A 26,996-nucleotide genomic window follows, 5' to 3' on the forward strand; every position below is an offset into this window, starting at 1 on the left:
GAGTTTGACCATGCGATCCAGGCATTTGAAATTGCTCGCCGCAGCCACATTGACCGCTTGCACTCTTGCCAGCGGCATTGCTCAGGCGGCCGGTGTACTCACCATCGGTTGCCGTGAAGAAAGCACCACGTTCGACCCGATCAAGAGCGCGCAAAACCGCGATACCTGGGTGTTTTCCAATGTCTACGACACACTGATCCGGGTCGACAAGGCCGGCAGCAAGATGGAACCCGGCCTGGCTGAAAGCTGGAAAGTCTCCGACGATGGCCTGACCTACACCTTCAAAATTCGCGCGGCGAAATTCTCCGACGGCTCGCCGATCACAGCCGATGATGCGGCATTCAGCCTGTTGCGCACTCGCGATAACAAAGCCTCACTGTGGAGCGACGCCTACAAACTGATCGACACGGCGAAAGCGGCCGATCCGCAGACCCTGGTCGTCACCCTGACCACCCCGTCGGTACCGTTCCTCTCCCAACTGGCCTCACCGACCGTGTCGGTTCTCTCGCAGAAGGCCATGACCCGCATGGGCGAAGATGCCTATGCCCAGGAGCCTGTGGTCTCAGGCGCATTTTTTGTCAAAGAGTGGCTGCGCGGCGACCGCGTGAAGCTGGAGAAGAACCCGCATTTCTGGCAGGCCGACAAGGTCAGCCTGGATGGCGTGGAGTGGATTTCCATTCCGGACGACAATACCCGGATGCTCAAGGTACAGGCAGGCGAGCTGGACTCCGCGATCTTCGTACCGTTTTCGCGAGTCGACGCGCTGCGCAAGGATCCCAACCTGACCATCCACTCCGACCCTTCCACTCGGGAAGATCACCTGTTGATCAACCATGAGCACGGTCTGCTGAGCAAGCCTGAAGTACGTCAGGCACTGGACATGGCGATCAACAAAAAATCGGTGGTCGATACCGTGACCTTCGGCCATGGCCAGGAGGCTTACTCCTACATTCCCAAGGGCTCGCTTTACCACTACGCCGACAACTTAAAGCGTCCATTCGACCCAACCAAAGCCAAGCAGATGCTGAGCGATGCCGGCGCAACGGGCATGAAGCTGAACTATGTGGTCAACGCTGGTAACGAAGCCGATGAGCAGATTGCCGTGCTGGTTCAGCAGCAACTGGCGGCCGTCGGTGTAACCGCCACCCTGCAAAAGGTCGACCCAACCCAGAGCTGGCAGATGCTGGTCGACGGTGACTACGACCTGTCCGTGATGTACTGGACCAACGACATCCTCGACCCGGACCAGAAGACCACCTTCGTGCTGGGCCACGATACCAACATGAACTACATGACCCGCTACAAGAACGACAAGGTCAAGAATCTGGTGTCGGCTGCCCGAGTGGAAGCGGACCCGGCCAAGCGTGAACAGATGTACGTCGACTTACAGAAGGTCGCCAAACAGGACGTCAACTGGATCGACCTTTACTACAGCCCGTACATCAACATTTCGCGCAAGAACATAGAAAACTTCCAGCAAAACCCACTGGGGCGTTTCTCTCTTGAGGAAACTGTGAAGAACTAAGTTGCGCTGAAGCATGGAAACCAATGGACCTCTTTTCAGAGGTCCTTTTTTTATGCCGGGAGCAGGTACTAAAACCCCACATCCAGCACCACACTGTCCAGATAGGTTCCCGGTGATGGCGTGCTCTGGTCGAGGTAGATTTTGGCGTTGTAGTTGAAGATCTGACTGCCAGTGCCCAGGCCATTGCCGGGGTTGACCTCGGCATCGGAACTTGCGCGACGGGCCGTGCCGACGCTGCCCCAACGGGTGGTTCCGGCGCTCTTGAAGAGGTCATAAGCCAGGTAATTGCTGCCCGAGATCATCCGCCTGCGCCCGCCCACGCCAACAGCATGCTGACCATCGTCCAGCCCCACCGTGTAGGCACTGCCCTTGGTGCAGGCCAGGTTGATCGTCTGGCCAGTGACGGTGGAGAAGGAGCTGATTACCGAAGCGCTGCCAAAGCTGATGTTCGGCGCAGTGATCGTGCAGTCGTTGTCCACGGTCATATTGACAGTCAGACTCGTGGAACCGCTGTTGATGTCTCGCCCCTGACAACTGCCGCCTCCACCATAGTCATGGCAATAATCCCAGCTCCAGAAAATGTTCAGGGTTTCAGAGTAAATCCCGGCCGCCACGTTGCTGCCGATAATCGTATTCAGGTAGATCGGTACGGCCTTGGCAACCGCGGGGTTGGAAAGCAGGCCGAGGTCATCGATGATCGAGTGTCGGGCGAAGTCGAACGCTACGCCGCGAGTGATCGGATAGCTGGTGCTGTTGTTGGCAAACACCGTGTAACCAATTACATCACTGGTTGGCCCGACCACCCCTGCGGTTGCCGACGTAATGGTCGCGTAAAAATGATCATCACTGGCCAACGACGATGCCAACGAACCGGTGCAACTCAATCCGGCATGGGTGGTGGAGCTGGTTTGCAAAGTGGTACGCACCGCGATCGAGCTCATCGAGCCAAAACCGGCCGGCGAAGTACTGGCCACCTCGCACAAGGCGTAGGCATGACACGGCAGAAAAATCGCCATCAACCCGATCACCTTACCTGGCCATCGATCAGAAAATTGCATACGCCATCTCCCTGTTCTATAGGGCGTTTTCATTGACACAGCAGTGGCCCGATCAACGGCACCTGGCCCTGTTGCATGTCCAGCGTGAACTGCGCCTGGCAGGTCCGGCCATCGGCCAGAGTCACGTGCAAACTGTTGTGTTCTTCAAGGTTTTCCAGATAGACCAGGCCGTCCCAACCGACCACCGCATTCGCCCCGCTCTGCTCGTGCCGCACGCGGCTGCCCAAGGGCAATTCATGCTGCTGCGCGTCCACCAGCACCACACTCGCGGCAATGATCCGGCTCAGGGGGAACTCCAGCAGGTAGCCACTGCCACGGCGCACCGAGACCCGTTGTTCGACATTCGAGCTCTGCACATTGGTCGGCAGGTTCAGTGGATCGATTTCATATTTGCCGCGATAGTAGGCGCTGCTCCACGGCACCAACAGATGGCCATTTTTATCCGTCAGGCCCACTCGTTGATTTTCGTAACGCACCGGAATATCGGCAAAGCCGCCGGTGCTGACCACGACGAACGCATCATCGATGCGATTGGCGACGAACACTTGATGGTCCATCCACACCAGCGAACCGCTGGCATCAGCCCAGCGGGTCTGGGCATCACTGCTGCCGTAAACCCCAGCCTGCAATTGCACCGATTGCAGGCGCCAGGTCAGGTCGGCCTGACGATAATCCGGGCCTTCGTCGTGGGCATAACCGAGGTTGAAGCCCACGCCGCCTGCGCTGGGCACAGCGCGACTGTAATTGACGCGCTGACGGCTTACGCCGGTCTTGCTGCGCTCGCCACTCACACTCAAGGTGCCACGCAGGTCGAAGGGGATGACCAGTTGCGCCTGCATCGCCCAGTCGCTATCGCCGATCTCGCGATTGGCCGACAGGTAAAAACTGGTATTGCGCCACAGCGGTTTGCTCCAGGTCAGATTGAGTAATCGGGTGCGCGAATCATCTGCCGCCCGCACATCGAAATAGCCCGCACCGAGGCTGCCCCAGCCGTTGAGACTGACGCTCAGGGTCAACTGCTCACTACGCTGGCTGAGGCTGATGTAGGGGCTGTCGACAACGGTCAGGTCGGCGTACTGATCGCGGCGCTGCATACGCTGATAGGAAACGCTGTAGTGCTGGCTGCTGTATTGATAACCGAGGCTGACTTGCTGACCGCTATTGCCGTCGAACCGGCTTTGACTGACCGCCGTGTTGAGCACGCCGAAGTTGCCCAGACGCAGGTTGCCGCCAACGCCGCCCAGGGACAGCGCGTCCGAGGCCTCGGCATGGCTTTCGAGGGTCAGGCTGTCGTTCAGACCGTAACGCAGGCTGCCTGAGGTCACACCCGGACCGTAACCGAAATCGCGAATCCCGAAGTCACGGCGCAGGGTACCGGCGGCCACCGAGAAATCCATCAGGCCTTTTTGCAGCAGGTTGCTGGTGACATAGAACGGCACGGTGGTCGAGACCTGTCGGCCGAGGGCATCAGTCGTGACCACCACTGCTTCGCCCGCACCGTTGATGAACGGAATGTTGGTCAATGTGTAGGGACCGGGCTGCAACTCGGCGCTGCTGGACTTGTAGCCGTTGATGAACAGGTCGACCGATGACGGTACCGCCGCTTCCCCGGCGAACTGCGGCAACGGATAGGTCACCAGGTCCGGGCGCACACCGAAGTCGCGCGACACTTGCACACCGCCCAGGCGAACCGAACTGCTCCAGGGCAAGGCGCCGCTGACCAGATCGCCCGCCTCGTAGGTCAGCAGACGGTCGTCATCGGAGTAACGCCAAGTGGTGTCGTAACGCCGATATCCATTGTTCAGTGTGCCGTTGCTGATTCCGGAAATCGTGCGCCGGTATTGCCCGGTGTTGGACAGCGTGCCCCAACTGTCAAATAGCCGCACCTCGTTCCAGGCCGCAAGGTAGGTGCCGCTGTCATCGGTGTCGTTGAGGTACAGGTCGTAGTTGAGCAAGGCGCCGAAACTGCTCAATGCCGGGGTGCGCGGATACGCCTCACGGCTGCCGACAAACTGCTCCGGCAACCAGTCTGGCGGGACGTTCAACAACAGCCGCTGACCCTGGCTGTCGTAGTCGCTATGCAAGCCTTGCAGACTGTCGAGAGCGACCTCAGCGTTGAGCTCTTGCGGTAGCTTCATACCGATTTCGCGTAATACCGCGACCGGTACAAAGTAGCGCCCGCCGCGCTGCTCCACCGCCACCACACGCCCGGTATCCATTTGGTTGACGACCAGTTCCAGAAACAATTGCGCGTCGACAACCGCCTCCATGCCACTGGGGGCTGGCGGCAGGTCACCCGCCAGGCCGTGGTGGGCGAATACCAGACAGCACAGGCCAATCGCGGCCCACAGCGGACGCTTGATACTGCGAGCCCGATCCTGGCTCATCACCGCTTTACGTCCGTCAATGGACATTTCCTTACTGTGGCGAGCGAATGCCTGAGTACCTCTCAGTCAAGGAACTAAGCCGTTACGCGAACCGTAGCAACTGCCGAAGGCTGCTACGGGAAATGTCACCGCCCCGGCGCAATACTCTGGACCTGCGGCGCACCATTGACCCGTACTTGCAATGCCTGATCGGCACTGATCGGTTGCGGTGCCGGCCAACGCATGATCGCCCCCGGCAGCACATAACCAAGCAATCCCTCAACCAGCGGCCGTGTCTGGCCGCCCTGCTTGAACGCGACATCGGTCAGCCGGGCATGCACCGCGCCCTGATTGCGCACTTCCACGTAGGAACGGCCATCGACCGCCACTTTGCGCCAGCTAAGATCAGGCACACCGGCGCCTTTGGGGTCACGTTTACGGGTCATGTCTTCCTTGCTCCACAGACCGGCACCGTAGGCAAACAGCGGCACCGAATAACGCATCTGAAACCGAATGGCGGCAGCGGTTTTGCCGTCTTCAGCTGTCACGGACCTGGCCGCGGGGATTTCATCGATAATGATGCGGTAGGCCAGCTCCTGCCCCGGCGGTACATCGCGGGTACGGGTCAGACGCACGAGTTGCTTCTGCCCGGGTTCGATCTTCGCTACCGGCGGGCTGCCAATGACATCGCGCTGGTTCTGATACTGATCGCTGAAACCACTCTGGCTCCAGGCAAACACCCGTATCTGCAGATTCGCCGTCTCGTTGCCGCGATTTTCCAGCCACAGCGCACTCGCCTGTTGATCGGCCTCCAGCACCGGATCGATCGGCCAGATCAGCACCGAACTGGCTGCCTGCACTTTTACCCCGCCCAGCAAAACCATCGCCAGCACAGCGCAACGCGCGGCCGGTAACCTGCGCAAAGGTGAATACATATGCCTACTCCTTATGCCCGAACTACCGAGCTACCACGACAGCTGCACCTGCAGCACGTCGCTATAAATCCCTCCGGGCTGATCACCCGGTAACTGCACTTGTGCGTAAATAGGCAATCGGATGTTGTTCGCATCGCTATAGGCCACGGCCACGCTCTGACCGATGCCCAGGCTCTCACTGAAGGCCACGTCACTGAACAATTGATAGGCCACACGGGCACTGCCGTCATCGAGCTGCAAGTGCCGCCCGTTGCTGTTGTACTGGCCGCCATCGACGCTCATGTTCAGGCTCACGCCCGGCGTGCATTGCAACTGCACGCCGTCGCTCAATTGCACCTGCACGGTATTGGTCGCCAGCGCCGATTGGGTGCCGAAATCGAGGTTGCCGTAGGTGGAAACCCCGCCCATCACCAGACATGCCGCTGTCACTGTCGCGCTGACCTGAAAACTCTGACTGGTCTCCGCCGCCAGCGGCAGAGGCAAACCAGTCGCGCCGATCAGGATCAGCGCGGCAGGACTCCATTGCACTAGAAAGTCAATACAACGGCGACAGCGTCCGAGTAGGTGCCTGCGGGCAGGCCGGCCTTGCCCACGGCCTTGCCGTAGATATTCACTGTCTGCGCCACGCCAGTACTTGCTGCGAGTGTGATCACCCCGTCGATCGCCAGGACCTGCGTACGACCGGTATCGGTGTACAAGTCGTAAGGCACGAAGTTGCCGCTGCCATCGGCCAGCGCCCGGGTGCCACCGACAGATCCGCCATCATTGGTGCCAGCACCGACTGTGACGGTCGGTAAGGTGCCGCTGGAGCAGAGAATCGACAGTGCGCCACCGCCGCCAGCAAGCACCGCCCCGTTCGCTGCGGTGAACAGACTGCCGGTGGTGCCGAAGTCCAGCACACCGAAGTCCACCCCGGTAGCCCCGCCGGGGGCACCGTTGATCTCACAGCTGCTGCTGAGCGTCATGCTGGTGGTGATCTGGCCGGCGGATGTGGCCGCCTGAGCATTGCCGGCCAGCGCCAGAACGAGCACTGATAAACCAATCCTTGATACAAGCTTATGCATGATGTCCTTCCTCTGGATTTACCAATCCAGCGTGACCGTCAGGGTGTCGGTATAGACTCCCGCCGGGACCGCGCTGGTATTCACCACCACCGAGCCAAACACCGGGATTGGTATCTGGACTCCACTGGTAACAGCGAAATTGCGTTGTTGACCGATGCTGTAGCTGTCGCCACCGGAAGCATCGAGGAACAATTGATAAGGGATGGTCTGGGTACCATTGCTCAAGCGCCGCGTGGTGCCGTCGCCATGGGTGCCGCCATCGATGGTCACGGTGAAACCGGTGACCGAAGGGTTGCAGGAGACTTCCAGCTTGCCGTTGCCGGAATCACTCAGGTTGGCGTTGATCGGCTTGGTCCAGGTCGGACCTTGCGAGCCGAAATCCAACAGCCCGAAATCATCGACCGGGCTGCCCGTGGGGCTGGTGACGCCATTGATCACTGCACAACTGGCGATGATTGTCAGGCGCGCATCAATCTGCCCGCTGATCGCCGCTTGCACCTCCTCAGCCAGCAGTAGAACTGTGCCAAGGGTCATCACCACCCAACTCTTCATCGTCTTGCACCGATCCTAATTCCATCAGGATTCAAACATTAGCCGTCCACTTGCGAACGACGTTCCTTGTACCGCCCGAATCCATCGGACAGGTGTCGCTCAATGCCTTGCTACCAGCTCACGGTCACTTTCAAAAGGTCGGAATAACGGCTGACACGGGGGATCTCGGACAGCCGTTCAATACGGGCATACAGAGGCAAATCCACCGTACCTGAATCCGGAACCCGCCCACTCAAGAGCACATTCACCGGCAGCGGAATTTGCCGTGCGGCGTCTTGATAGAGGCGATAAGGAATGGGTTTGCTGCGCTCTGCGCTACCCGCCAGATAGCGGACCTCGCCGACGCCGCCATGCAGGCCGCCATCGACCTGTAGTTGGTAAGGGGTATCGGGATTGCATTCCAGGCGTGGCAGGCGTGTGTTCACCAGTGCGGCACTCAATGGCCCGGCCGGATCGTCCAGGCGGGCGGTGGTGCCAAAGTCGAGCACGCCCAATTGCTCGACACCCGCCTCGCGCTGTTGGCCAACCAACTGGCAACCGCGCTGTACATTGACCCGGACCTCAACCTGAAGCTGCGCCGCCAACGCTGTCGCACTGAGCAACGTGCTCATGATCGCCAACACCCCGAGCCCATTCAAATTTCCATTCCCTTTATGGGGTTATTCGCAGGGTGAGGTTAGCATCCAGGGGGGAAACAACACGTCAAATCCGCACCTTTGCGACGAAGGGGCATATTTCGTGTGTATCAGGGTGTCGGTAGGATTTCTGAAGGAAGGAACCGTGCTTGACCACGGTCTTCAAGGTCAAAAGGTGATGGTGGCTGTCATTGTGTCGGCATAGGTGCCCGGCGGACTAAGCTGCCCCGCTGCCACCCGACCATAGACCGGGATCACCTGAACGGAGCCACTGCCGGTTCCAGTGATGAGACCGGTGCCACCGGTGTCGCCCCAATTGATCGCCCGCGTGACGTCCGAGTACAGCGCATAGAACAGGATGCCTGCGGGAGTGCCCGACATCTGCCGCGCTGTCGCGGTGCCGCCGCTCGTCCCGGCACCGAGGCCCACACTATAGGCTGTGGTGTTGGTGCAGTTGACCGAGAGGCTGGACTCGGCATCGGCTTCCACGCCTGTATAGGCGCCGAAGGCCAAGGGCGAGGCCGTGATCCCGCAGCCGGCCACAATGCTTGCGGAGACGGTGAAGGTTGCAGTGGAGGTAGCTGAAATGGCCAGAGTGGGTATCAGACTGAGCGAAAAAACACTCAGGATGCCGATACGGGCGAGAATGCCCCCATTGTGCGGTATCCGAGTCTTCTTGCCTGGCAACGTGTCGCTGGAATGTGAGGAGGACTGCGTGCAATGCAAGACCGTCATGGCGATAACTCCCTGTAGTACTTGGCGAACGATCAGGTTTCTTCAGTGCCCTGAAAGAACCTGATCGTCCAGCCTGGATGCCAAAGCGTAGTCCAGAGTGGGCCTCTCACGGATGTTTTCGTGGCCGCACGCTTCAGGTGGCCTCAGATTCGAGCAGGTGACACGATAATTTTCACGTTGTGTTCCTTGTTGTTGACCAATTCCTCAAAGCCCTGCCCGACGATCTGCTCCAACTGAATGCGCCCGGTGACCAGCGGTGTGATGTCCAGACGGCCGTCGGCAATAAAAGCAATCACATCGGCGAACTCACCGTTGTAGGCCAGTGCGCCCAACACTTGTTTTTCGGTGGCGACCAGTTCGAAGAAGTTGAACTCACTGGGCTCCTCGAAGATGCCCACCAGCACACACTTGCCGGCCTTGCGGATGAGGTCGATGGCAAGCTTGGCCGTGTGTTTGTTGCCGATGCATTCGAAGCTGACATCCGCACCAAGTCCGCCCGTCAGCCGCCGTACCTCCGCCAGAGCGTCGCATTCATTGGGGTCTAGCACATGACTCGCCCCAACCTCCAAAGCCTTGGCCTTGCGCGCTCCTGACATTTCCAGGGCGATGACCTGGGCCGCACCAGCAGCCTTGGCACACATGATGGTGCACAGGCCGATGGTTCCCGCGCCAACCACCACCACATTTTTCCCCAGCAAACTCCCGGCCTTTTTCACCGCGTGCATGCCCACTGCCAACGGTTCGATCAACGCCCCGGCTTCAGCGGGAAAGTTGGCCGGCAACTTGTAAAGCAGATTGGCCGGAACGTTGACCAACTCAGCGAACGCACCATTGTTCATCAGCCCGGTGAAGGCCAGGTTCTCGCAAATGTTGTACAGCCCATGGGTGCAGTAATAACACGTGCCACAGTGCTGACAGGCATCGGCTGCCACCGGTTCGCCCACACTGAACCCCTGGACCCCGGCGCCGATTTCGACGATCTCGCCACAGAACTCATGACCGAGAATGCACTGTCCCTTGATCCCGGTCAGCGGGTGCGGCGCATCCACCGGGATGAACACTGGCCCGGCCACGTATTCATGCAAGTCGGAACCGCAAATACCGCACCATTGCACGCGAATCTGGACCCAACCCGCAGGTGGCGACACGGGCAACGGAACGTCTTCGACACGGATATCGTGACGGCCATGCCAGACAGCGGCACGCATGCTGCGGGTCGGGTTAATTAGAAGGCTCATGCTGGAATCTCCTTGAAATCGTTGGCCTCGGCGACCCGCAAAGGGCCGCCAAGGGAACATTAGTGTTGTTGGACAAAGTCCAGAATCAGCCGGTTGACCTGCTCGGCCGCTTCCATTTGCACCATGTGCGCCTGGCCCGGCAGGATTTCGATTTGGGCTGTCAGGCCAACGCTGTGGGCCGCAGGAATGATCGCGTCGTCACTGCCCCAGATCAGCAACACCGGCTGCCGACCTGCTTGCACCACGCCGCGCAGATCGAGCTGTTGCCGCCCTTCTTTGAACAACCCCGAAACCAGCAGGCGCAGGGCCGCGTTCACCCCTTCCAGGCGCTTGTACTTGAGCATGTCTTCGAGCATCTGCCGATTGACCAGTTCGGGGTCGGAGAACAGCTGCACCAACTGTGGTTTGAGGGCATTGCGGCTGGCCGCCTCGACAAAACCTTGCAGGTATTCGCCGTTGATTTCCGCCCCCAGGCCGGCGCTGCCGATCAAGCTCAGGGAACGCACCCGATGGGGTGCCAGACGCGCGGTGTTGAGCGACACCGCACCGCCCATGGAATGCCCCACCAGATGCGCCACGGGAACATCCAGATGATCGAGCAGTGCCAGCAGCACCCCGCTCAACTCATCCAGATCGCCGTGCTCCAGTTGTTTGGTCGACTCGCCATGGCCCGGCAGATCCAGAGCAATCACCCGGCGTTCGGCGGCCAACGCTTCATGATTGAACATCCAATTGTTCAGGTCACCGCCAAACCCGTGCACCAGCACCAACGGCACCCCGCCTTCGCCGCGCTCGAAGTAACGGATCAGCCGCCCGTCCAGTTCAACCTTCTGTGGCTTCGGCCCACTGTCTTCCTCAGCGCCGTCACCCGGCACGAACGCGGCCTGGAACTGCTCGACCACCGCATCGATTTCAGCCTCACTGGCTTCGCCGTCAACCACGATGCCGAGTAATGCACCGACCGCGAGGGTTTCATCCTGGCGCGCGATCTGCCGACGCAGCACACCGGAAAACGGCGCCTCGACGCTGCTGGAAATTTTGTCGGTTTCCACGTCGAGTACTTCATCGCCCTTGGCGATCACCTGGCCCTCCTCCTTGAGCCAGACATCGACCCGGCCTTCGGTCATGGACAAGCCCCACTTGGGCATGGTCAGGGTATGGATCTGGCTCATGAACGCTTGCTCCACTCGATCAATTTGAGCACGGCATTTTCGATCTTCGCCGCGTCAGGGATATAGAGGTCTTCCAGGGCGTCGGAGAATGGCACCGGCGTGTGCGGCGCAGTGACCATCTCGATGGGCGCCTTGAGCGAGGCGAACGCTTTTTGCGCCACCAGGGCCGAGATGTCGGTGGCCATGGAACAACGCGGGTTGGCCTCGTCGATCACCACCAGGCGCCCGGTCTTTTCCACGCTTTCGAGAATGCTGTCTTCGTCCAGCGGGCTGGTGGTGCGCAGGTCGATGACCTCGCAGTCAATGCCTCGCCCCGCCAGGCTGCGGGCTGCGTCCATCGCTGTATTGACCGTGCGCCCGTAGGAGACCAGGGTCACGTCCTTGCCATCGCGCAGGAAGTTGGCTTCGCCGAACGGGATGGTATAGAGCTCTTCCGGCACCTCGCCCTGCATGCTGTAGAGCAGTTTGTGTTCGCAGAAAATCACCGGGTCGTTGTCGCGGATAGCCTGGATCAACAGGCCCTTGGCGTCATAAGGTGACGACGGGCAGACGACTTTCAGCCCGGGAATGTGGGTCCACAGCGATGTGAGCATTTGCGAGTGTTGGGCAGCTGCCCGCAGGCCCGCGCCGACCATGGTGCGAATCACCAATGGGGTGGAGGCCTTGCCACCGAACATGTAGCGAAACTTGGCCGCCTGATTGAGGATCTGGTCCAGACAGCAACCGGCAAAGTCGACAAACATCAATTCACACACCGGGCGCACGCCACAGGTCGCTGCGCCGACTGCGGCACCGACATAACCCAACTCCGACAGCGGCGTGTCCAGCACGCGTCCGGGAAATTGGTGATAGAGGCCCTTGGTCACGCCCAGCACGCCGCCCCAGGCGTCATTTTCACCGGGAGCACCGGCACCGCCAGCGACGTCTTCCCCCATGATGAACACGCTGGGGTCGCGGCGCATTTCCTGGGCCAGGGCTTCGTTGATTGCCTGCTGATAACTGATTTTTCTCGCCATGATGAAGGTCTCGATTCTTGTTATAGGGGGCGTTCAGGGATAGGAAACGTAGACGTCGGTGAGCAGGTCGGCCGCGCTCGGCTTGGGGTCGGATTTGGCCTTGCGCACGGCATTTTCGATCAGCAGGTCCACTTCGCCATCGATCTGGTCCAACTGGCTGGCATCAATCAAACCGGTCCGGGTGGTGCGTTCGCGAAACTGCATCAGGCAGTCGTTGTGCTCGCGGAAATACTTGACCTCGTCCGGTGCCCGATAGGTCTGGGCATCGCCCTCGAAGTGGCCGTAGTAGCGGGTCAGCTTGACCTCGATCAGCGACGGTCCTTCACCGGCGCGGGCCCGCTCCACGGCGGCACCGGCGGCTTCGTGAACAGCAAAAAAGTCAAAACCGTCGACGGTGACCCCGGGCATGCCGAAGCCGGCTGCGCGGTCGGCGATGTGATCGCAAGCCACGGACCAGTTGGAGGCCGTGGCCTCGGCATAACCGTTGTTCTCGGCAATGAACAGGCACGGCAGGTTCCACACCGAGGCCATGTTCATCGCTTCGAACACCGCGCCTTCATTGGAACCACCGTCGCCAAAGAACACCACGGCGACGCCGTCGGTCCCCTTGAGCTTGGCTGCCAGCGCCGCCCCTACAACCAACGGTGCGCCGGCTCCGACGATGCCGTTGGCTCCGAGCATGCCCTTCTCGAAATCGGCAATGTGCATGGAGCCGCCCTTGCCCTGACAGACCCCGGTTTTCTTACCGTAGATTTCGGCCATCATCCCGTGCACATCAACGCCCTTGGCGATGCAGTGACCGTGGCCACGGTGGTTGGACGCGATGCAATCGTCATCCCCCAGGTGAGCCATGACACCGGCGGCCGAGGCCTCTTCACCGGCATAAAGATGGACGAAACCGGGAATCTCGCCGGTGGCGAACTCCACGTGCAGGCGTTCTTCAAAGACGCGGATAGTGCGCATCACCCGATAGGCATGCAGCAATTGATCAGCGGTCAGCTGTGTCGACATTTTTATTCTCCAGGGTGTCTTGAGGCTCAAGTTTCAAAGTGCAAGGTTCAAAGGGTGTTGCGGGTGTTCTCGACCGATGGCCAGCAGCCGCTCTTGCGCGGCATAGGCCAGCGCCGCATTGACATCGATGCTCAGCGGGCCGCCGGAATCCAGGGTGACGGTGGGCAAGTCATCGGCGTTGAATTCGATTTCCCGTTCGCCATCCAGGGCCAGGGTGCCGCTGCTCAGGCACAGACGATGGGCAACGCCGGGTTCAAGGCTCGCGGCCGCGAGTACCCCGCAGCCTTGCAACAGGCCGGGCGCCAGGGGCACCAGCAACGCTTCGGGGGATTGCGGGTCAAGGCGCATCCAGGCGCCATTGGGGGCTTGGCGCGATACCGGAAACCACAAGCCACAGAGGGCCGAGATGCCAATGGACTGCGGTTCCGCGAAGGTTACAAACACCTCGGCCAAATCGATCCCACGGCTGATTGCCCGGGCGCCGATAAAGGGCAGCGAGGACACCGCCACGTCCACCAAAGCCACTTCGCACAGGTCGCGGCTCGGAATCCGCACCAGCAGGCGTTTGTTGCGGCGCAAGGCAATTTCGGGCGGGATCCGGCCACTGGCGAATAGCCCGCCGGCCAGCCCGGCGCTAGTGGCTTCTCGCAGCTCCGGGAAGGCATTGTTGGTCCCCGTCGACAGGGTCAGCAGCGGAATGTCGCCGACTTCTGCAGCCACCGCTTTGTGGGTACCGTCACCGCCAAGTACGGCGATCAGCGACACGCCGCGTTCGGCCATCCAGCGCGCAGCCTGGCGAGTGTCCGCCACGCTCTGGCGCAAGGTAAGGTCGAGGAACTCCAGGGTTGGCCAGTGGCTGTCACGCGCCTGGCGGCCATGACTGTTCTTCAACACCGCGGCGGCGATGCCGGTCATGTCGGTGGGCATCAGCACCCGCTCGACACCGGTGGCGCCAAAAGCCGCCAGCAGCCGTTGGATCACCGAGACCTTGTCGGTGCTGGAAAACAGCCCGGCATTCGCCGTCAGGCGCCGTACGTCCCGGCCGGACGCCGGGTTGGCAATGATGCCGACGGTCAGGGGCAAGCGACTCACGCCACCACCACAGGTACAAAAGGGAAAAGGCCTCGGCAGGAGAACATAGGGCACCTCTTTTTATTATCGGGTTGCCAGTCGCACTGGTTGCAGGGGCTAGAGCAAGGCCGGTGCCAGATCCGAAAAAAAACGCCAGAACGCCTGTTCCAGAGCGGCCACGACCTGAGTCTATGAGGGTTGGGATTACGCTCGATTGAGACGTTTCATGTCAGCCTGCACGGGCTTGTGGTGAGACCTTGAGACGTCGCGTCTCACCTTCGCAGTGAGTGAACCGATGCTTGTCGACCGTCCATGAACGGCGCTTAATAGCCGCACAACTAAAAGAAGATCGAACCGGAGACCTTAAATGCTTTCCGCACACTCGAAGGCGCACGTGGATTGCGTCAGCCGTGTTTTGAAGAACGCCGCGCACCTGCCGCAACTGCCTGTGTCGGATTTGATATTGGACTCCTGGCGTCGCTCCATGGAGCAACACCACCTGGACCCCGGATCATTACAAGGGCCACGGATCCTTTCGCAGAACGTGTTGCAGGAGTGTCGAGAACGCTCCGAACTGTTCCTGCGCATCGCCAGCGAAGAAGTCGCCCGCCTCCACGGGCGCGTGCGCGATGCCGACTACTGCGTGTTGCTCACCGACGCCCAGGGCCAGACCATCGACTACCGCGTGGAAACCTCCATCCGTAATGACTGCCGCAAAGCCGGTCTGTACCTGGGCACCTGCTGGTCAGAAGGCGAGGAAGGCACCTGTGGGGTGGCCGCGGTGCTGACCGCACGAACACCGGTCACGGTGCACAAGCGGGATCACTTCCGCGCGGCCTTTATCGGACTCACCTGCTCTGCCGCTCCGGTCTTCGACCCTCGGGGCGAACTGCTCGGGGTGCTCGATGTGTCCGCGGTGCGCTCTCCGGACGACCGTCGTTCGCAACACCTGATCCGGCAGATGGTGGTGCAGAGCGCACGGGAAATAGAACAAGCGTTTTTCATGAGCAGTGCCCAGGGTTACTGGGTGCTGCGGGCCCACAACAGCCCGGGCTATGTCGACAGCCAACCCGATTACCTGCTGGCCTGGGACGATGACGGAACACTGCAGGCGCTGAACCCCGCGGCGCGGCAGTGGCTGTTGCAAAGCCTTGGCCAGCTGCCGGAACACATCGACCAAGTGTTCGATCAGCAACTATTGCATCAGGCCAGGGACGAATCGCTCTGCCTGCTTCACGACCAAGGTGGCCGTCATGCCTTGCATGGACGACTCAGCGCGCCACGGCGGGTCAAACGCAACCCTGCGCGCCGGGTGCTGTCAGCGGCCGAACTCGACCCGCGACTGGAAGAAAGCCTGCGCCTTGCGGTGCGGGTCAAAGACCGCAATTTACCCGTGCTGATCCAGGGTGAAACCGGCTCTGGCAAGGAAGTCTTCGCCCGCCAGTTGCATCAGGCCAGTCTGCGCCGCGAGCGACCTTTTATTGCGGTGAACTGCGCAGCGATTCCCGAAAACCTGATCGAAAGCGAGCTGTTCGGTTATGTGGCCGGCGCTTTCACCGGTGCATCGAATAAAGGTATGCGAGGTCTGCTGGAACAGGCCGATGGCGGCACTCTTTTTCTCGATGAAATCGGCGATATGCCCCTGTCCCTGCAAACCCGGCTACTGCGGGTTTTGGCCGAGGGCGAAGTGGCGCCCCTGGGAGCGTCACGAAGCAAAGCGATAGACATTCAGGTCGTCTGCGCGAGCCACCGCGATCTGGAAGCACGGGTGACCTCTGGCGAGTTTCGCGAGGACCTGTACTTTCGCCTCAGTGGCGCGCGATTCCAATTGCCGCCGTTGCGCGAACGCAGTGATCGACTGGCCTTGATCAACCGGATACTCGAAGAAGAATCGTCGACCTGCGCAATGGAGATGCAACTGGGAAGCGCCGCACTGGAATGCCTGCTCGGTTATCGCTGGCCGGGAAATGTGCGCGAACTGCGGCACGTGCTGCGTTACGCCTGTGCGGTATGCGAGACCCATTTGATTCTGTTGAGTGACTTGCCTGAGCAACTGCTTGGCCATCGACTCAATGATCCGGCTTCAGCTGACACCGTGGAACACTGCGCCAGCCCGGAACGCCAGGCACTCATCGATGCCCTCGTGCGTCATCGCTGGAAACCCACCGCCGCGGCCAAGGCCTTGGGCATCTCTCGGGCCACGCTGTATCGACGGGTGCATCAACATGACATCGACATGCCTGGCAGGGGCTAACCACAGCTGCATCCGGCGGCCCCGCTCGCCATCGGGCTGCATACGGGTGCCGGTCAAACGTTTCGCCGCTACAATGCGCACCTTGACCGTGACAAGCCAGACTAAAAAAACATGTCCCTACCCAAACATCACCTGGAACTGCTCAGCCCCGCCCGCGACGTGGCCATTGCCCGCGAGGCCATCCTGCATGGCGCTGACGCCGTGTACATCGGGGGCCCGAGCTTCGGTGCCCGCCACAACGCCTGTAACGAGGTGAGCGATATCGCCCAATTGGTGGAATTCGCCCGTCGCTACCACGCCCGGGTCTTCACCACCATCAACACGATCCTGCACGACAACGAGCTGGAGCCGGCCCGCAAGCTGATCCACCAGTTGTACGACGCCGGCGTCGATGCGCTGATCGTCCAGGACCTGGGCGTGATGGAGCTGGACATCCCGCCGATCGAGCTGCACGCCAGCACCCAGACCGACATCCGCACCCTGGCGCGGGCGAAGTTCCTCGACCAGGCCGGCTTCTCCCAACTGGTACTGGCCCGCGAGCTGAACCTCCAGGAGATCCGCGCCATTGCCGACGAGACCGATGCGGCGATCGAATTCTTCATCCACGGCGCGCTGTGCGTGGCGTTCTCCGGCCAGTGCAACATCTCCCACGCGCAAACCGGCCGTAGCGCCAACCGTGGCGACTGCTCCCAGGCTTGCCGCCTGCCGTACACCCTCAAGGACGAAAAAGGTGGTGTGATCGCTTACGAAAAACACTTGCTGTCGATGAAGGACAACAACCAGAGCGCCAACATCCGCGCGCTGGTGGAAGCCGGCGTGCGCTCGTTCAAGATCGAGGGTCGCTATAAAGACATGGGCTATGTGAAGAACATCACCGCCTGGTATCGCCAGCGCCTGGACGAGGTTCTCGAAGACCGCCCAGACCTGGCCCGCGCGTCCAGCGGCCGCACCGCGCACTTCTTCCTGCCCGATCCGGAAAAGACCTTCCACCGCGGCAGCACCGACTACTTTGTCAGCGACCGCAAGATCGACATCGGCGCCTTCGACACACCCACCTTCACCGGCCTGCCGGTGGGCGTGGTGGAGAAAGTCGGCAAGCGCGATCTGCTGGTGGTCACCCACGAACCGCTGTCCAACGGCGACGGCCTCAATGTGCTGGTCAAGCGCGAGGTGGTGGGCTGGCGCACCAACATCGCCGAGCCAAAGGGCGAGTTCGAAGAGGACGGGGAAAAGCGCTACCGCTATCGTGTAGAGCCCAATGAGATGCCGAAGGGGTTGCACCAGCTGCGACCGAATCACCCGCTGAGCCGCAACCTCGACCACAACTGGCAGCAGGCGCTGCTCAAGACCTCCGCCGAGCGCCGGGTGGGTCTGGCATGGGTCGCTCGCCTGCGCGAGGATCGCCTGGAGCTGACCGCCACCAGCGAGGAAGGTGTCAGCGCCAGTGTCGCCCTGGACGGCCCGTTCGGCCTGGCCAACAAGCCGGAACAGGCCTTGGAGCAACTGCACGACCTGCTCGGCCAACTGGGCACCACTCAGTACCACGCCACAGCAATTGAGCTGGATGCACCCCAGGCGTATTTCATCCCCAACTCGCAGCTCAAGGCCTTGCGCCGCGAAGTCATCGAAGCGCTGACCGCGGCCCGCATCGAGGCTCACCCACGGGGTGGTCGCAAGGCCGAGACCGATCCACCACCGGTGTATCCGGAGTCGCACCTGTCGTTCCTGGCCAACGTCTACAACCAGAAAGCCCGCGACTTCTATCACCGTCACGGCGTCAAGCTGATCGACGCGGCCTATGAGGCTCATGAGGAGACCGGCGAGGTGCCGGTGATGATCACCAAGCACTGCCTGCGTTTCTCCTTTAACCTCTGCCCCAAACAGGCCAAGGGCGTCACCGGCGTGCGCACCAAAGTCGCGCCGATGCAACTGGTGCACGGTGACGAGGTGTTGACGCTGAAGTTCGACTGCAAGCCTTGCGAGATGCACGTGATCGGCAAGATGAAGGGACACATTCTTGACCTGCCGCAACCGGGCAGCGTGCAGCCGGTTGTCGGCCACATCAGCCCTGAAGACCTGCTCAAGACCATCCCTCGCGCGCCCCACTGAGTGACTTGCGAGCGCGCCGCTACGGCGCCGCTACGGCGCCGCGCTCGCTGCGCTCGCAAGACGGCTGAATGTTAAAGGCGCCACCCAGAGGGATTTGCAGACATAAAAAAACGCCAGGCCGGATCGGCGTTGGCGTTTTCTGTAAAGACACTCATCCGGGACTCCCGCAATACCTGCCGGCGGAGCCATACTTGGATGAGTCAAAGGAAAATGGCAGGGGCGGCTGGATTCGAACCAACGCATGGCAGGATCAAAACCTGCTGCCTTACCGCTTGGCGACGCCCCTGTATCTGTTGCGGCGAGTGCTTGGCACTCTCTTTCTGATTTGTCCTTGCGGACAAGGCCTGTAAGAGCCTCTGCAAGAACGGGCGGAAATTTACCAACTTTCGCTTCGCCTGGGAAGGCCAAAACAAAAATATATTTGTTTTAAAACAGATGCTTACTCCTGATCCTGGAGGATGCCATGGCAGCTGTTACCGATTCACTGAAGCTGTTTCTCGCAGGCGATGTCATGACCGCCCGCGGCATCGACACAGTACTGCCGTATCCTGGCGATCCGCGGCTTTACGAAGACTACGTCAAGCATGCCGGCGTTTACGTCCGGCTGGCAGAAAGGCTCAATGGCCCGATTCCCCTCCCCGTCGATTTCACCTATGTCTGGGGCGCTGCGCTGGATGAGTTTGAACTTCGCCAGCCACACGCACGCATCATCAATCTGGAAACTGCGGTGTCTCGTCGTGGACGACCGGAGCAAAAGGGCATCAATTACCGCATGAGCCCGGAGAACTTCCCGGCCATCAGCGCAGCCGGCATCGACTGCTGCGTGCTGGCCAACAACCATGTGCTGGACTGGGGGCCTGCCGGCCTGGCCGATACGCTGGATACCTTGTCGAGCAACGGTATGTGCAGCGCCGGCGCCGGGCACAACCGGCAATCTGCCGAAGCGCCCGCCGTGCTGCCGCAGCCTGGCGGGCGGCGCTTGCTGGTGTTTGGCCTCGGCGTACCCGACAGCGGCATACCGCTGGACTGGGCCGCCACGGACAAGCGCGCGGGCGTCGCGCGGTTGGAAGATCTAACGATGCACAGCCTGCGCCCTGTGGCCGAACGGATTCTCGAGAGCAAAAAACCGGGGGATCTGGTGGTCGCCTCCATTCATTGGGGCGGCAACTGGGGGTTCGATATCCCGCGCGAGCAAGTCCGGTTCGCCCATGCCTTGATCGACGAGGCCGGAGTTGACGTGGTGCACGGGCATTCCTCGCACCACGTCAAGGGCATCGAGGTGTACCGCGAACGCCTGATTCTCTATGGCTGCGGTGATCTGCTGAACGACTACGAAGGTATCGAAGGCCACACAGCCTTTCGCGGCGACCTGGGCCTTCTGTACTTTGCCTCGTTGGACCCGGGCGGGAACCTCAAGTCACTGGAGCTGATACCCACCCACCTGCGTCGCTTTCGCCTCTGTCGCGCCGAAGGGGATGACCGTCAATGGCTGCACGACACCCTTTCTCGCGAGTGCGCACGCTTGGGCAGCAGCATCCAGCCGGGCGCAAAAAATGCCTTCGAGTTACGTTGGTAGGCTTTTCGTTTCTGCGCCGCTTTTGCATTTTTTTGCGACAAATCCCGTTTCAGGGACTCCCGTACCACGCCCTCGTGGTGTTAGCTTGGAAAAGTTTCTGACTCATCGACCAGATATTTCCCACAAACTGCCTGCAAAGGAATGCCCCCAACAATGGATTTATCACTCAAGCACCTGGCCGCGACAACCCTGATGCTGGCCAGCCTTTCGTCGTTCACAACCTCGGCGCACGCCAACATCACCCCGCAACAGAGCGCGACCATCCTCAAGACCTTCAGTGACACATCGGTAACCGATTTCAGGCAGTTCCTGGGACGCCTGGCCACAAGCGACCTTGCCAAAACCAACGACCTCGGCCCGGCAATCAGTGCCTTCCAGAGCAACAAGCCCCTTACCCCTGAACAGCAGAACGAGATCCATCGCTTGCTTGGCCTCTATGCACGGGTGAAATACGGCAATGCTGCCACCGAGACCCTGCGCGAGCTGGTGGCAATCCCGACCTTCCGCGTGGACGGCGTTGCTCAGCACGACAATCCCGAATTCATCAAGATCGCCGACAAGCTCAAGGGCCTTGCCCAGGCCTTCAACCTGAACTTTCGCAACATCGACAACCGTGTCTATGAAATCTCCCTCGCAGGCAACGGCGACGAAGTCGTGGGCATTCACGCTCATGCCGATGTGGTGCCGGTGACGCCGGAGAACTGGGTTCTAAAAGACGGCACCCGCCTCGATCCGTTCAAGGTCACCCTGGTCGGCGACCGCATGTATGGCCGGGGCACCGAGGATGACAAGAACGGCATTGTGGTGGCGCTCTACGCCATGAAGATCATCAAGGAAGAGAAGCTACCGCTGGCGAGGAATTTCAAGCTGCTGGTAGACACCACCGAAGAAACCACGGGCGACGCCATCCCCTACTACTTCGAACACAACCCGACACCCAACTACAACCTGGCGCTGGATGGCGGCTACCCGGTGGTGATTGCCGAGAAAGGCTATGGCACCGTCATGGCCAGTTTTCCTCGGCGCGCCGCAGAGGGCAAAGGCGCCGAAATCACCGCAATGACGGGCGGTCTGGCAACCAATCAGATTCCGTCGACTTCGGTCGCCACCCTCGTGACTGACAAGCCCGCCGAATTGGCCGCCAGCCTGCAGAAGGCCGGTAGCGATTATGCCAAGCGCAATGGTGGCAACTTCGAGGTGAGCGCCAAGGTCGTCGGCAAGGACGTCCAGCTGACGGTTACCGGCGTTTCCGCCCACTCCTCCGAGCCAGAGTCAGGCGTTAACCCGGTGGCAAGGATGCTGGACTTCATCAACAGCCTCGACGGGAAGGTCGCGCTCAAGCACAACCACATGACCGACGCCGCCCGCTATGCCGCCGACAACTGGGGGCTGGACTACCTGGGTGGCAAATTGGGGGTCGGCTTTTCCGATGACTTCATGGGACCGCTGACCGCATCCCTGACCTATGTCGGGATGGATGAAAAAGCCTTCAAGCTCGCAGTCAACCTGCGCGTGCCGAAGGGCAAATCCCCTGAAGTGCTAAAGACCGAAATCGCCGACAAGCTTGGCGCCTGGAGCAAGAAGACCGACATTGCGGCGGCCTTTGACTACTCGATCGCCGAGCCGATGCACCGCAACCCTGAGGGTGAATGGGTCAAGGCCCTGCTGGCCGTGGCCAGCGAAAACCTTGGCATGGAACACAAGTTCGGCACCTCTGCCGGCGCCACTTCGGTCCATGAGCTGCCCAATGGCGTGCAATTCGGCCTGGCCAGGCCCGAGGTCAAGTACACCGGCCACAACGACAACGAGTTCAAGACTGTCGACCAGTTCCTGCTGGATCTGCAGATCGTGACCGAAATGTTCGGGCGCATCGGGCAGTTGCCGAAACTCTGATCCTCCTTTCGGACCCGCTATTCTGGCGGGTCTGTCAGTCAGTCAAGACGTAATGTTATCCGTAGCAGCTGCCGAGCCTGCGAGGCTGCGTTCGGCTGCGAAGCAGTCGTAAAATCAGAAATTGCTGTGTATCAGGCAGACCGTGCCTGCCTGACTCACGACTGCTACGCAGCCGAACGCAGCCTCGCAGGCTCGGCAGCTGCTACATAGGGTGCGTCGCGGCTGAATTTGCCTGGAATTCAATGGGATCTCTTTATGCCGCTGAGTTTTCATAAAATGCACGCCAATGGCGATGACTTCGTCATTGTGGACTCGCGAAACTCGGCCAATCCAATCACAAGTGCCATGGCTCGTCGAATGGGTGATCGGCACCGAGGCGTCGGATTCAATCAACTCGCGGTAATGCTCGATTGCGATGATGCCGTTGCGCGCTTGATGTTCTGGAATGCCGATGGTTCCACGCTGGATGCGTGTGGCAGCGCAACGCGGGGGGCTGCGGATTTGTTGATGCGTGAATCAAACACTACGTCGATAGCGCTGCGAACCAACCGTGGCCTCCTCACGTGTGAACGAACCTCAACGGGTACGATTGCCGTCAACATGGGGGAACCGCTTTTCGGCTGGTCGGATATTCCCCTGGCTCTGGAGATGGATACTGCTGTTTTACCACTGGCGGGTGAGCCAGCAGCTACCAGCATGGGTAATCCGCACTGCACCTACTTTGTGGATGACCTGACAGCCGTTGATATAGCAACCCTCGGACCGATCATTGAAACCAATCCTCTATTCCCCCTCAAGACGAATGTGCATTTCGTCCAGATCATTAACCGAAAGCACATTCGGTTGCGCATTTGGGAGCGCGGGGGTGGTATTCCACTCGGTTCAGGCTCGTGCTCTTGTGGTGCCGCGGTTAACGGAATTCGTCGTGGCTTGTTAGACCCTTGCGTTGAGGTTGAATGTGATGGCGGCACCGTAACGGTTCAATGGGATGGCGTGGGACCTGTCTTTCTCATCGGGCCGGTAGAGACAACGTTTTCGGGAGCGATTCACGACAGCCTCTCCTTCAGGCTATGAACCGGCGGCCATCGCATAACTGACCTATTCTGAATCGACCGACAAAAGATCACCCTTTTGAGGTACCTGAACTCGTTACAGCAATGGAGGCTGAATGATGAAGGAGCAATCGATTGAGTTTCGCGCTGGAGAGGCGCCTACGCCGCACTCTGCGCCCCTCGCCATGACCCGTTCCACCCAATCCCCCACGCTCAATAGCCGCATAGAGCTTTATACCCAGGAGGCGATGGTCAATTGGCTAGGCCCGTTGCAGCTGATGCGCACGGGCTTACAAACGGCTGTCGCCACCACGATGGGCGCCTTCGCGGACCCACGCGAGGTGCTGGCCATGCTCAACCCTCGGGACTCTAACCCGCCCATCCAGGTGGCCGCCGACGGTGACGTGTGGATCGACTATCTGGCCGATACCGGCGATGGCTGGGACTCCACCTATTCCATGGCGCTGTGCGTCAGCCATGCTGTCGAGTTGCCGGAACACCAACTCTCGCTGCCGCGCGGCGACGTGCTGCTGCTCGGCGGCGATCAGGTCTATCCCACACCGGCCCGCAACGGCTACCGCACCCGTTTCCTGGATCCCTTCCGCGCCGCATTTCCCGCGCCGGTCCCCAAGGAGCGCCCTGATGACCAGGACCAGCCCGTGCGGCAGCCGGGTGCACCGTGGATAGTGGCGACGCCCGGCAACCACGATTGGTATGACGGTCTGCGCGGTTTCTCCCAACTGTTTTGCGAGCGCAAGCCCATCGGCGCTTGGGAAACCCGCCAACGCACCGGTTACTACGTGCTGCAGTTGCCCAATGGCTGGTGGATCTGGGGCCTGGATCTGCAGTTTGAATCCATGATCGACCGGCAGCAAAAGCAATACTTCGAGCAGATGAACGCCAAATTGCAGCCAGGCGATCGCGTGATCCTCTGCACGCCCGAGCCGAGTTGGGTGGACGAAGCCGAACGGCTGGCACGCGAGGAGAGCAAGGCCTTGCCCTCGATCGAAACCCAGACGCCGCGCTTTCGCAGCCTGCGCGAGATCGAGGAACTCTTGGGTGATCACCTGGCGGTGGTCTTGGCCGGAGACTCGCACCACTACGCGCGCTACCAGCCAAAAGCTGGCACCCAGGCGCCGCAGCGCATCACCTGCGGAGGCGGTGGCGCCTTTTTGAATGCCACCCATCAGCTTCCAGATCCGCCCAAGCCGATCAACGTTGGCGGCACCCGACAGCACTACGAGCTGGCTGCGGTCTACCCGGACAAAAAGACCTCCGAGCAACTGCGTAATCGGGCATGGCGGCTACCCACCCGCAACCTCTCGTTCTGCGGCATGCTGGCCATCTTGTACCTGCTGTTCGACTGGATGGTACAAAGCGCCAGTACGGTGCCCCACCCGGCACGAGGCAACCGCAGCCTGATGGACGTGTTGTCTGACCTCCAAGCGTCTATTCCCAACATCAGCGAAGTTTGGCGACACCTGCTCCTGGTCCTGTCACACAGTCCTTCGTCGGTAATGTTCGCCGTGATCATTGTGCTGGGTTGCGCAGTGTTCTCAGCCGCCGGGGTCAAGCGCACCCGAAAGCTCGCCTATGCCATTGGAGCGGCTCACGGGTTACTTCATCTGGGACTGGCGATCGGACTGCTATGGCTGATGGGCCGTGTCAACATCCACTACTTGCAGCTCGAGGTAGAAAACCTGTACCAGGTTTCGTTGTTCCTGGCGGAGACGCTGGTGCTCGGTGGCAGTTTGGGAGGCCTGTTGTTCGGCGCATGGATGGTGATGGGCAACACTTTTTGGGGACTACATAGCGAGGCGGTTTTTTCCTCGCAGTGCATCGCCGACCACAAATGCTTCCTGCGCATGCACTTCAAAGGCGACCAACTCACCCTTTACCCACTCAAGTTGGAAAAGGTCTGCCGGCGCTGGTCCTTGGGATCAGGCGTCGCCAAACTGGCGAAGGTGCAGCGCACCTGGAGGTTGCGGGCAACGCCTGAAAGCACCGGCCCGCGCTTTGTGCCAGCCTCGGGTGAGCTCGAACTGCAACTGATCGAGCCGCCCATCGTGATTCTGCGTGAGTAAAACGCTTTTCGTAGGAGCCAGCGGTGCTGGCTCCTACAGGTAAGGCCTGTCGCAGATGAAGCAGGTTTCAGAACCAGGTTTCCATCTGTATGCCGTATTGCCATACACCACCGGCGTTGAAGTCCGACTTGCCGAAGTTGTCTGTGGAACTGTATCGGTCCAGGTCCGAGGACCAGTTCATGACGCTGGCGAACACGCGCAATTCGGGACGTGTGAGCAGGTCTCCAAAGTCAGGCTTGAATGTCGGGGCGATCGTGAATTTCCAGAAGTTACCGTCCACCGCATTACGTTGCATGTAGCCCTTGGGGTCGAGGTCCATGGTTTGCCAGCTCATTTCGTAGGCCATCTCGAAATTGCTGTTGATTTCATTGGCCAACCGCATGTTCAGGGTCATCCAGCGGTAGTCGTCACCCTTGACGTATCTGTCCTTGCTTTGTTCGGCCAGCAAGCTGGGACCGATGCGCCAGCCAGGTGCAATGGGTGTCTCGCCGTAAAGCGCCAGACGCAGCGCGCGGGCATCGTCGATCAGCTCGCCATCCGAGCCGATATTCTTGACTTCTGCCCCCAGACCTTGCCCATAGAGCAGTGCCGTTTTGAAGAAGCCTTCCCTGCCGAAAAAGTTTTTCTGATGATTGGCCACCATGCTGTGCAAGCCGGAATCCGCAGGCGTCAGGCCCGCTTCATTGCTGCGAGTGCCAAAATCGTTTTTCTTCGAGCCAATGCCATTGAACATCCACTGCCACTGACCGTTGTCGAAGAACTGGTTGGAGGTCAGGATGTAGCTTTCCACATCGGCATTGACACCGCCCTCGCTGAAATCCCCGTAGTTACGCCCGATCAAGGAGTAGTTCGAGCGCCAATCCTTGTTCATCTGCACATCGTAGATACCACCCCCGGTGCCGGCCAGAAAGATGACATCCGAGTCCAGCCAGTGGATATCGAAGTTATCTCTGTCGAATCGTTTGCCTGCCCACAGGGTGGAATTCTCGAACACTGAATTGCCCTTGAAGGCGGCGAGGTGATCGAGTTCCGTAAATACCTGGCGCACGTTCAGGTTACTTTCGGCGGCCGTCCAGTCATTTGTACTTTCCACTCCATCGGCGATGGAAACCGTGAATTTGGAATGGGTGCCGTTCTGTGCGTAGGCTTCTTTCGAGAGGTCTATGCGCATGTAGGTGTCGTCTTCGTTACCCAGTCGCCCGACTGCACCACCAACTGAACCAGCAGGGGTCGTATATGGGCCGCCACGACCACCACCCAACCCATCATTCATCAGCATCCCGGAACGGGCGTAGCCCTTGAAGCTGAAGCCGTCAGTCAGGTGTCCAGCACTGCCCTGCTTTTCCATGCTTTGCTGGCGGGCTTCGAGTTTTGCCAGTCGGGTGTCCAAAGCAGGCGCCGACATGGCTGCTGCAGTGGACGCTGCGGGCTGCAAGGTGGAAGTGGCAAGTTTGATCTGCTGCAATTCCCTGGCGAGTGCCTGGGTTTGCTGTTCAGCTGCGGCTGCGCGTTTTTCCGCTGCGCTGGCACGGGCTTCAAACGCGGCCATGCGTTCTTCCAGAGTCGCTGCGTGAGTGGTCGCCGCCGAGGTGCCGAGCACGCCTGCGAGTAGCCAGCTTGATGCTTTCTGCATGGGGGATTTCCTGTGTT

The 26,996-nt window shown here is 60.2% G+C and carries 21 protein-coding genes and 1 tRNA gene; 7 read left to right on the top strand and 15 right to left on the bottom strand.

Going from position 1 to position 26,996, the window contains the following annotated elements:
- Nucleotides 1-10: 10 nt before the first annotated feature.
- On the top strand, nucleotides 11-1,525 hold the full coding sequence (locus PSH97_RS15775) for an ABC transporter substrate-binding protein (protein ID WP_305445736.1): 1,515 nt from the start codon (nucleotides 11-13) through the stop codon (nucleotides 1,523-1,525).
- A gap of 68 nt (nucleotides 1,526-1,593) precedes the next feature.
- Here the strand turns inward: PSH97_RS15775 and PSH97_RS15780 are convergent, their stop codons facing one another.
- The 13 genes from PSH97_RS15780 to PSH97_RS15840 all read right to left on the bottom strand — a co-directional run bounded on the left by PSH97_RS15780 (nucleotide 1,594) and on the right by PSH97_RS15840 (nucleotide 14,399).
- Nucleotides 1,594-2,583 carry a Csu type fimbrial protein gene (locus PSH97_RS15780; protein WP_305445737.1) on the bottom strand — a complete coding sequence of 330 codons (990 nt, stop codon included), beginning with the start codon at nucleotides 2,581-2,583 and terminating at the stop codon, nucleotides 1,594-1,596.
- Between the two features lie 29 nt (nucleotides 2,584-2,612).
- Nucleotides 2,613-4,970 (bottom strand): fimbria/pilus outer membrane usher protein, encoded by a 2,358-nt coding sequence (locus tag PSH97_RS15785; protein WP_305449809.1) that lies wholly within the window; start codon nucleotides 4,968-4,970, stop codon nucleotides 2,613-2,615.
- A gap of 125 nt (nucleotides 4,971-5,095) precedes the next feature.
- A complete protein-coding gene (locus PSH97_RS15790; protein ID WP_407682153.1) occupies nucleotides 5,096-5,884 on the bottom strand; it encodes a fimbrial biogenesis chaperone in 789 nt (262 codons plus the stop codon).
- Nucleotides 5,885-5,914: 30 nt separating this feature from the next.
- A complete protein-coding gene (locus tag PSH97_RS15795; RefSeq protein WP_305445738.1) occupies nucleotides 5,915-6,412 on the bottom strand; it encodes a Csu type fimbrial protein in 498 nt (165 codons plus the stop codon).
- Nucleotides 6,412-6,948, bottom strand: a complete 537-nt coding sequence (locus PSH97_RS15800) for a Csu type fimbrial protein (protein ID WP_305445739.1) — start codon at nucleotides 6,946-6,948, stop codon at nucleotides 6,412-6,414. The genes PSH97_RS15795 and PSH97_RS15800 overlap by 1 nt, the downstream gene beginning before the upstream one ends.
- Before the next feature lie 18 nt (nucleotides 6,949-6,966).
- A complete protein-coding gene (locus tag PSH97_RS15805; protein ID WP_407682154.1) occupies nucleotides 6,967-7,482 on the bottom strand; it encodes a Csu type fimbrial protein in 516 nt (171 codons plus the stop codon).
- A 128-nt stretch (nucleotides 7,483-7,610) separates the two neighbouring features.
- Complete coding sequence (locus PSH97_RS15810; RefSeq protein WP_305445741.1) at nucleotides 7,611-8,111, bottom strand: Csu type fimbrial protein; 501 nt, start codon at nucleotides 8,109-8,111, stop codon at nucleotides 7,611-7,613.
- A 192-nt stretch (nucleotides 8,112-8,303) separates the two neighbouring features.
- Nucleotides 8,304-8,870 (bottom strand): Csu type fimbrial protein, encoded by a 567-nt coding sequence (locus PSH97_RS15815; protein WP_305445742.1) that lies wholly within the window; start codon nucleotides 8,868-8,870, stop codon nucleotides 8,304-8,306.
- A 143-nt stretch (nucleotides 8,871-9,013) separates the two neighbouring features.
- A complete protein-coding gene (locus tag PSH97_RS15820) occupies nucleotides 9,014-10,078 on the bottom strand; it encodes a 2,3-butanediol dehydrogenase (protein ID WP_305449811.1) in 1,065 nt (354 codons plus the stop codon).
- A gap of 89 nt (nucleotides 10,079-10,167) precedes the next feature.
- Nucleotides 10,168-11,280: an acetoin dehydrogenase dihydrolipoyllysine-residue acetyltransferase subunit gene (locus PSH97_RS15825; RefSeq protein ID WP_305445743.1), complete on the bottom strand. Its 1,113-nt coding sequence runs from the start codon at nucleotides 11,278-11,280 to the stop codon at nucleotides 10,168-10,170.
- Nucleotides 11,277-12,296: an alpha-ketoacid dehydrogenase subunit beta gene (locus PSH97_RS15830; RefSeq protein ID WP_030128853.1), complete on the bottom strand. Its 1,020-nt coding sequence runs from the start codon at nucleotides 12,294-12,296 to the stop codon at nucleotides 11,277-11,279. Before PSH97_RS15830 ends, PSH97_RS15825 begins: the two co-directional genes overlap by 4 nt.
- A 33-nt stretch (nucleotides 12,297-12,329) precedes the next feature.
- Nucleotides 12,330-13,307 (bottom strand): thiamine pyrophosphate-dependent dehydrogenase E1 component subunit alpha, encoded by a 978-nt coding sequence (locus PSH97_RS15835; protein WP_305445744.1) that lies wholly within the window; start codon nucleotides 13,305-13,307, stop codon nucleotides 12,330-12,332.
- 33 nt (nucleotides 13,308-13,340) lie between these two features.
- On the bottom strand, nucleotides 13,341-14,399 hold the full coding sequence (locus PSH97_RS15840; RefSeq protein WP_305445745.1) for an ATP-NAD kinase family protein: 1,059 nt from the start codon (nucleotides 14,397-14,399) through the stop codon (nucleotides 13,341-13,343).
- 346 nt (nucleotides 14,400-14,745) lie between these two features.
- On the opposite strand from PSH97_RS15840, the gene PSH97_RS15845 reads away from it, so the two are divergent.
- Nucleotides 14,746-16,632: a sigma-54-dependent Fis family transcriptional regulator gene (locus PSH97_RS15845; RefSeq protein WP_305445746.1), complete on the top strand. Its 1,887-nt coding sequence runs from the start codon at nucleotides 14,746-14,748 to the stop codon at nucleotides 16,630-16,632.
- 111 nt (nucleotides 16,633-16,743) lie between these two features.
- A complete protein-coding gene (locus tag PSH97_RS15850) occupies nucleotides 16,744-18,741 on the top strand; it encodes a peptidase U32 family protein (RefSeq protein ID WP_305445747.1) in 1,998 nt (665 codons plus the stop codon).
- 211 nt (nucleotides 18,742-18,952) lie between these two features.
- On the opposite strand, the gene PSH97_RS15855 is transcribed toward PSH97_RS15850, so the two are convergent.
- A tRNA-Gln gene (locus PSH97_RS15855) sits at nucleotides 18,953-19,027 on the bottom strand.
- A gap of 177 nt (nucleotides 19,028-19,204) precedes the next feature.
- On the opposite strand from PSH97_RS15855, the gene PSH97_RS15860 reads away from it, so the two are divergent.
- The 4 genes from PSH97_RS15860 to PSH97_RS15875 all read left to right on the top strand — a co-directional run bounded on the left by PSH97_RS15860 (nucleotide 19,205) and on the right by PSH97_RS15875 (nucleotide 25,346).
- Complete coding sequence (locus tag PSH97_RS15860; RefSeq protein WP_305445748.1) at nucleotides 19,205-20,317, top strand: CapA family protein; 1,113 nt, start codon at nucleotides 19,205-19,207, stop codon at nucleotides 20,315-20,317.
- Between the two features lie 153 nt (nucleotides 20,318-20,470).
- The gene (locus PSH97_RS15865) at nucleotides 20,471-22,210 is read left to right on the top strand and encodes a dipeptidase (RefSeq protein ID WP_305445749.1); all 1,740 of its coding nucleotides are present in this window, start codon (nucleotides 20,471-20,473) and stop codon (nucleotides 22,208-22,210) included.
- Nucleotides 22,211-22,465: 255 nt separating this feature from the next.
- On the top strand, nucleotides 22,466-23,284 hold the full coding sequence (gene dapF / locus PSH97_RS15870) for a diaminopimelate epimerase (protein ID WP_305445750.1): 819 nt from the start codon (nucleotides 22,466-22,468) through the stop codon (nucleotides 23,282-23,284).
- 97 nt (nucleotides 23,285-23,381) lie between these two features.
- Nucleotides 23,382-25,346 (top strand): metallophosphoesterase, encoded by a 1,965-nt coding sequence (locus PSH97_RS15875; protein ID WP_305449812.1) that lies wholly within the window; start codon nucleotides 23,382-23,384, stop codon nucleotides 25,344-25,346.
- 67 nt (nucleotides 25,347-25,413) lie between these two features.
- Here PSH97_RS15875 and PSH97_RS15880 read toward each other — a convergent pair whose 3' ends face one another.
- Complete coding sequence (locus PSH97_RS15880; RefSeq protein ID WP_305445751.1) at nucleotides 25,414-26,979, bottom strand: carbohydrate porin; 1,566 nt, start codon at nucleotides 26,977-26,979, stop codon at nucleotides 25,414-25,416.
- Between the last annotated feature and the right edge of the window lie 17 nt (nucleotides 26,980-26,996).

The sequence above is a fragment of the Pseudomonas cucumis genome, from assembly GCF_030687935.1.
GTDB classification, from domain to species: Bacteria; Pseudomonadota; Gammaproteobacteria; order Pseudomonadales; family Pseudomonadaceae; genus Aquipseudomonas; species Aquipseudomonas cucumis.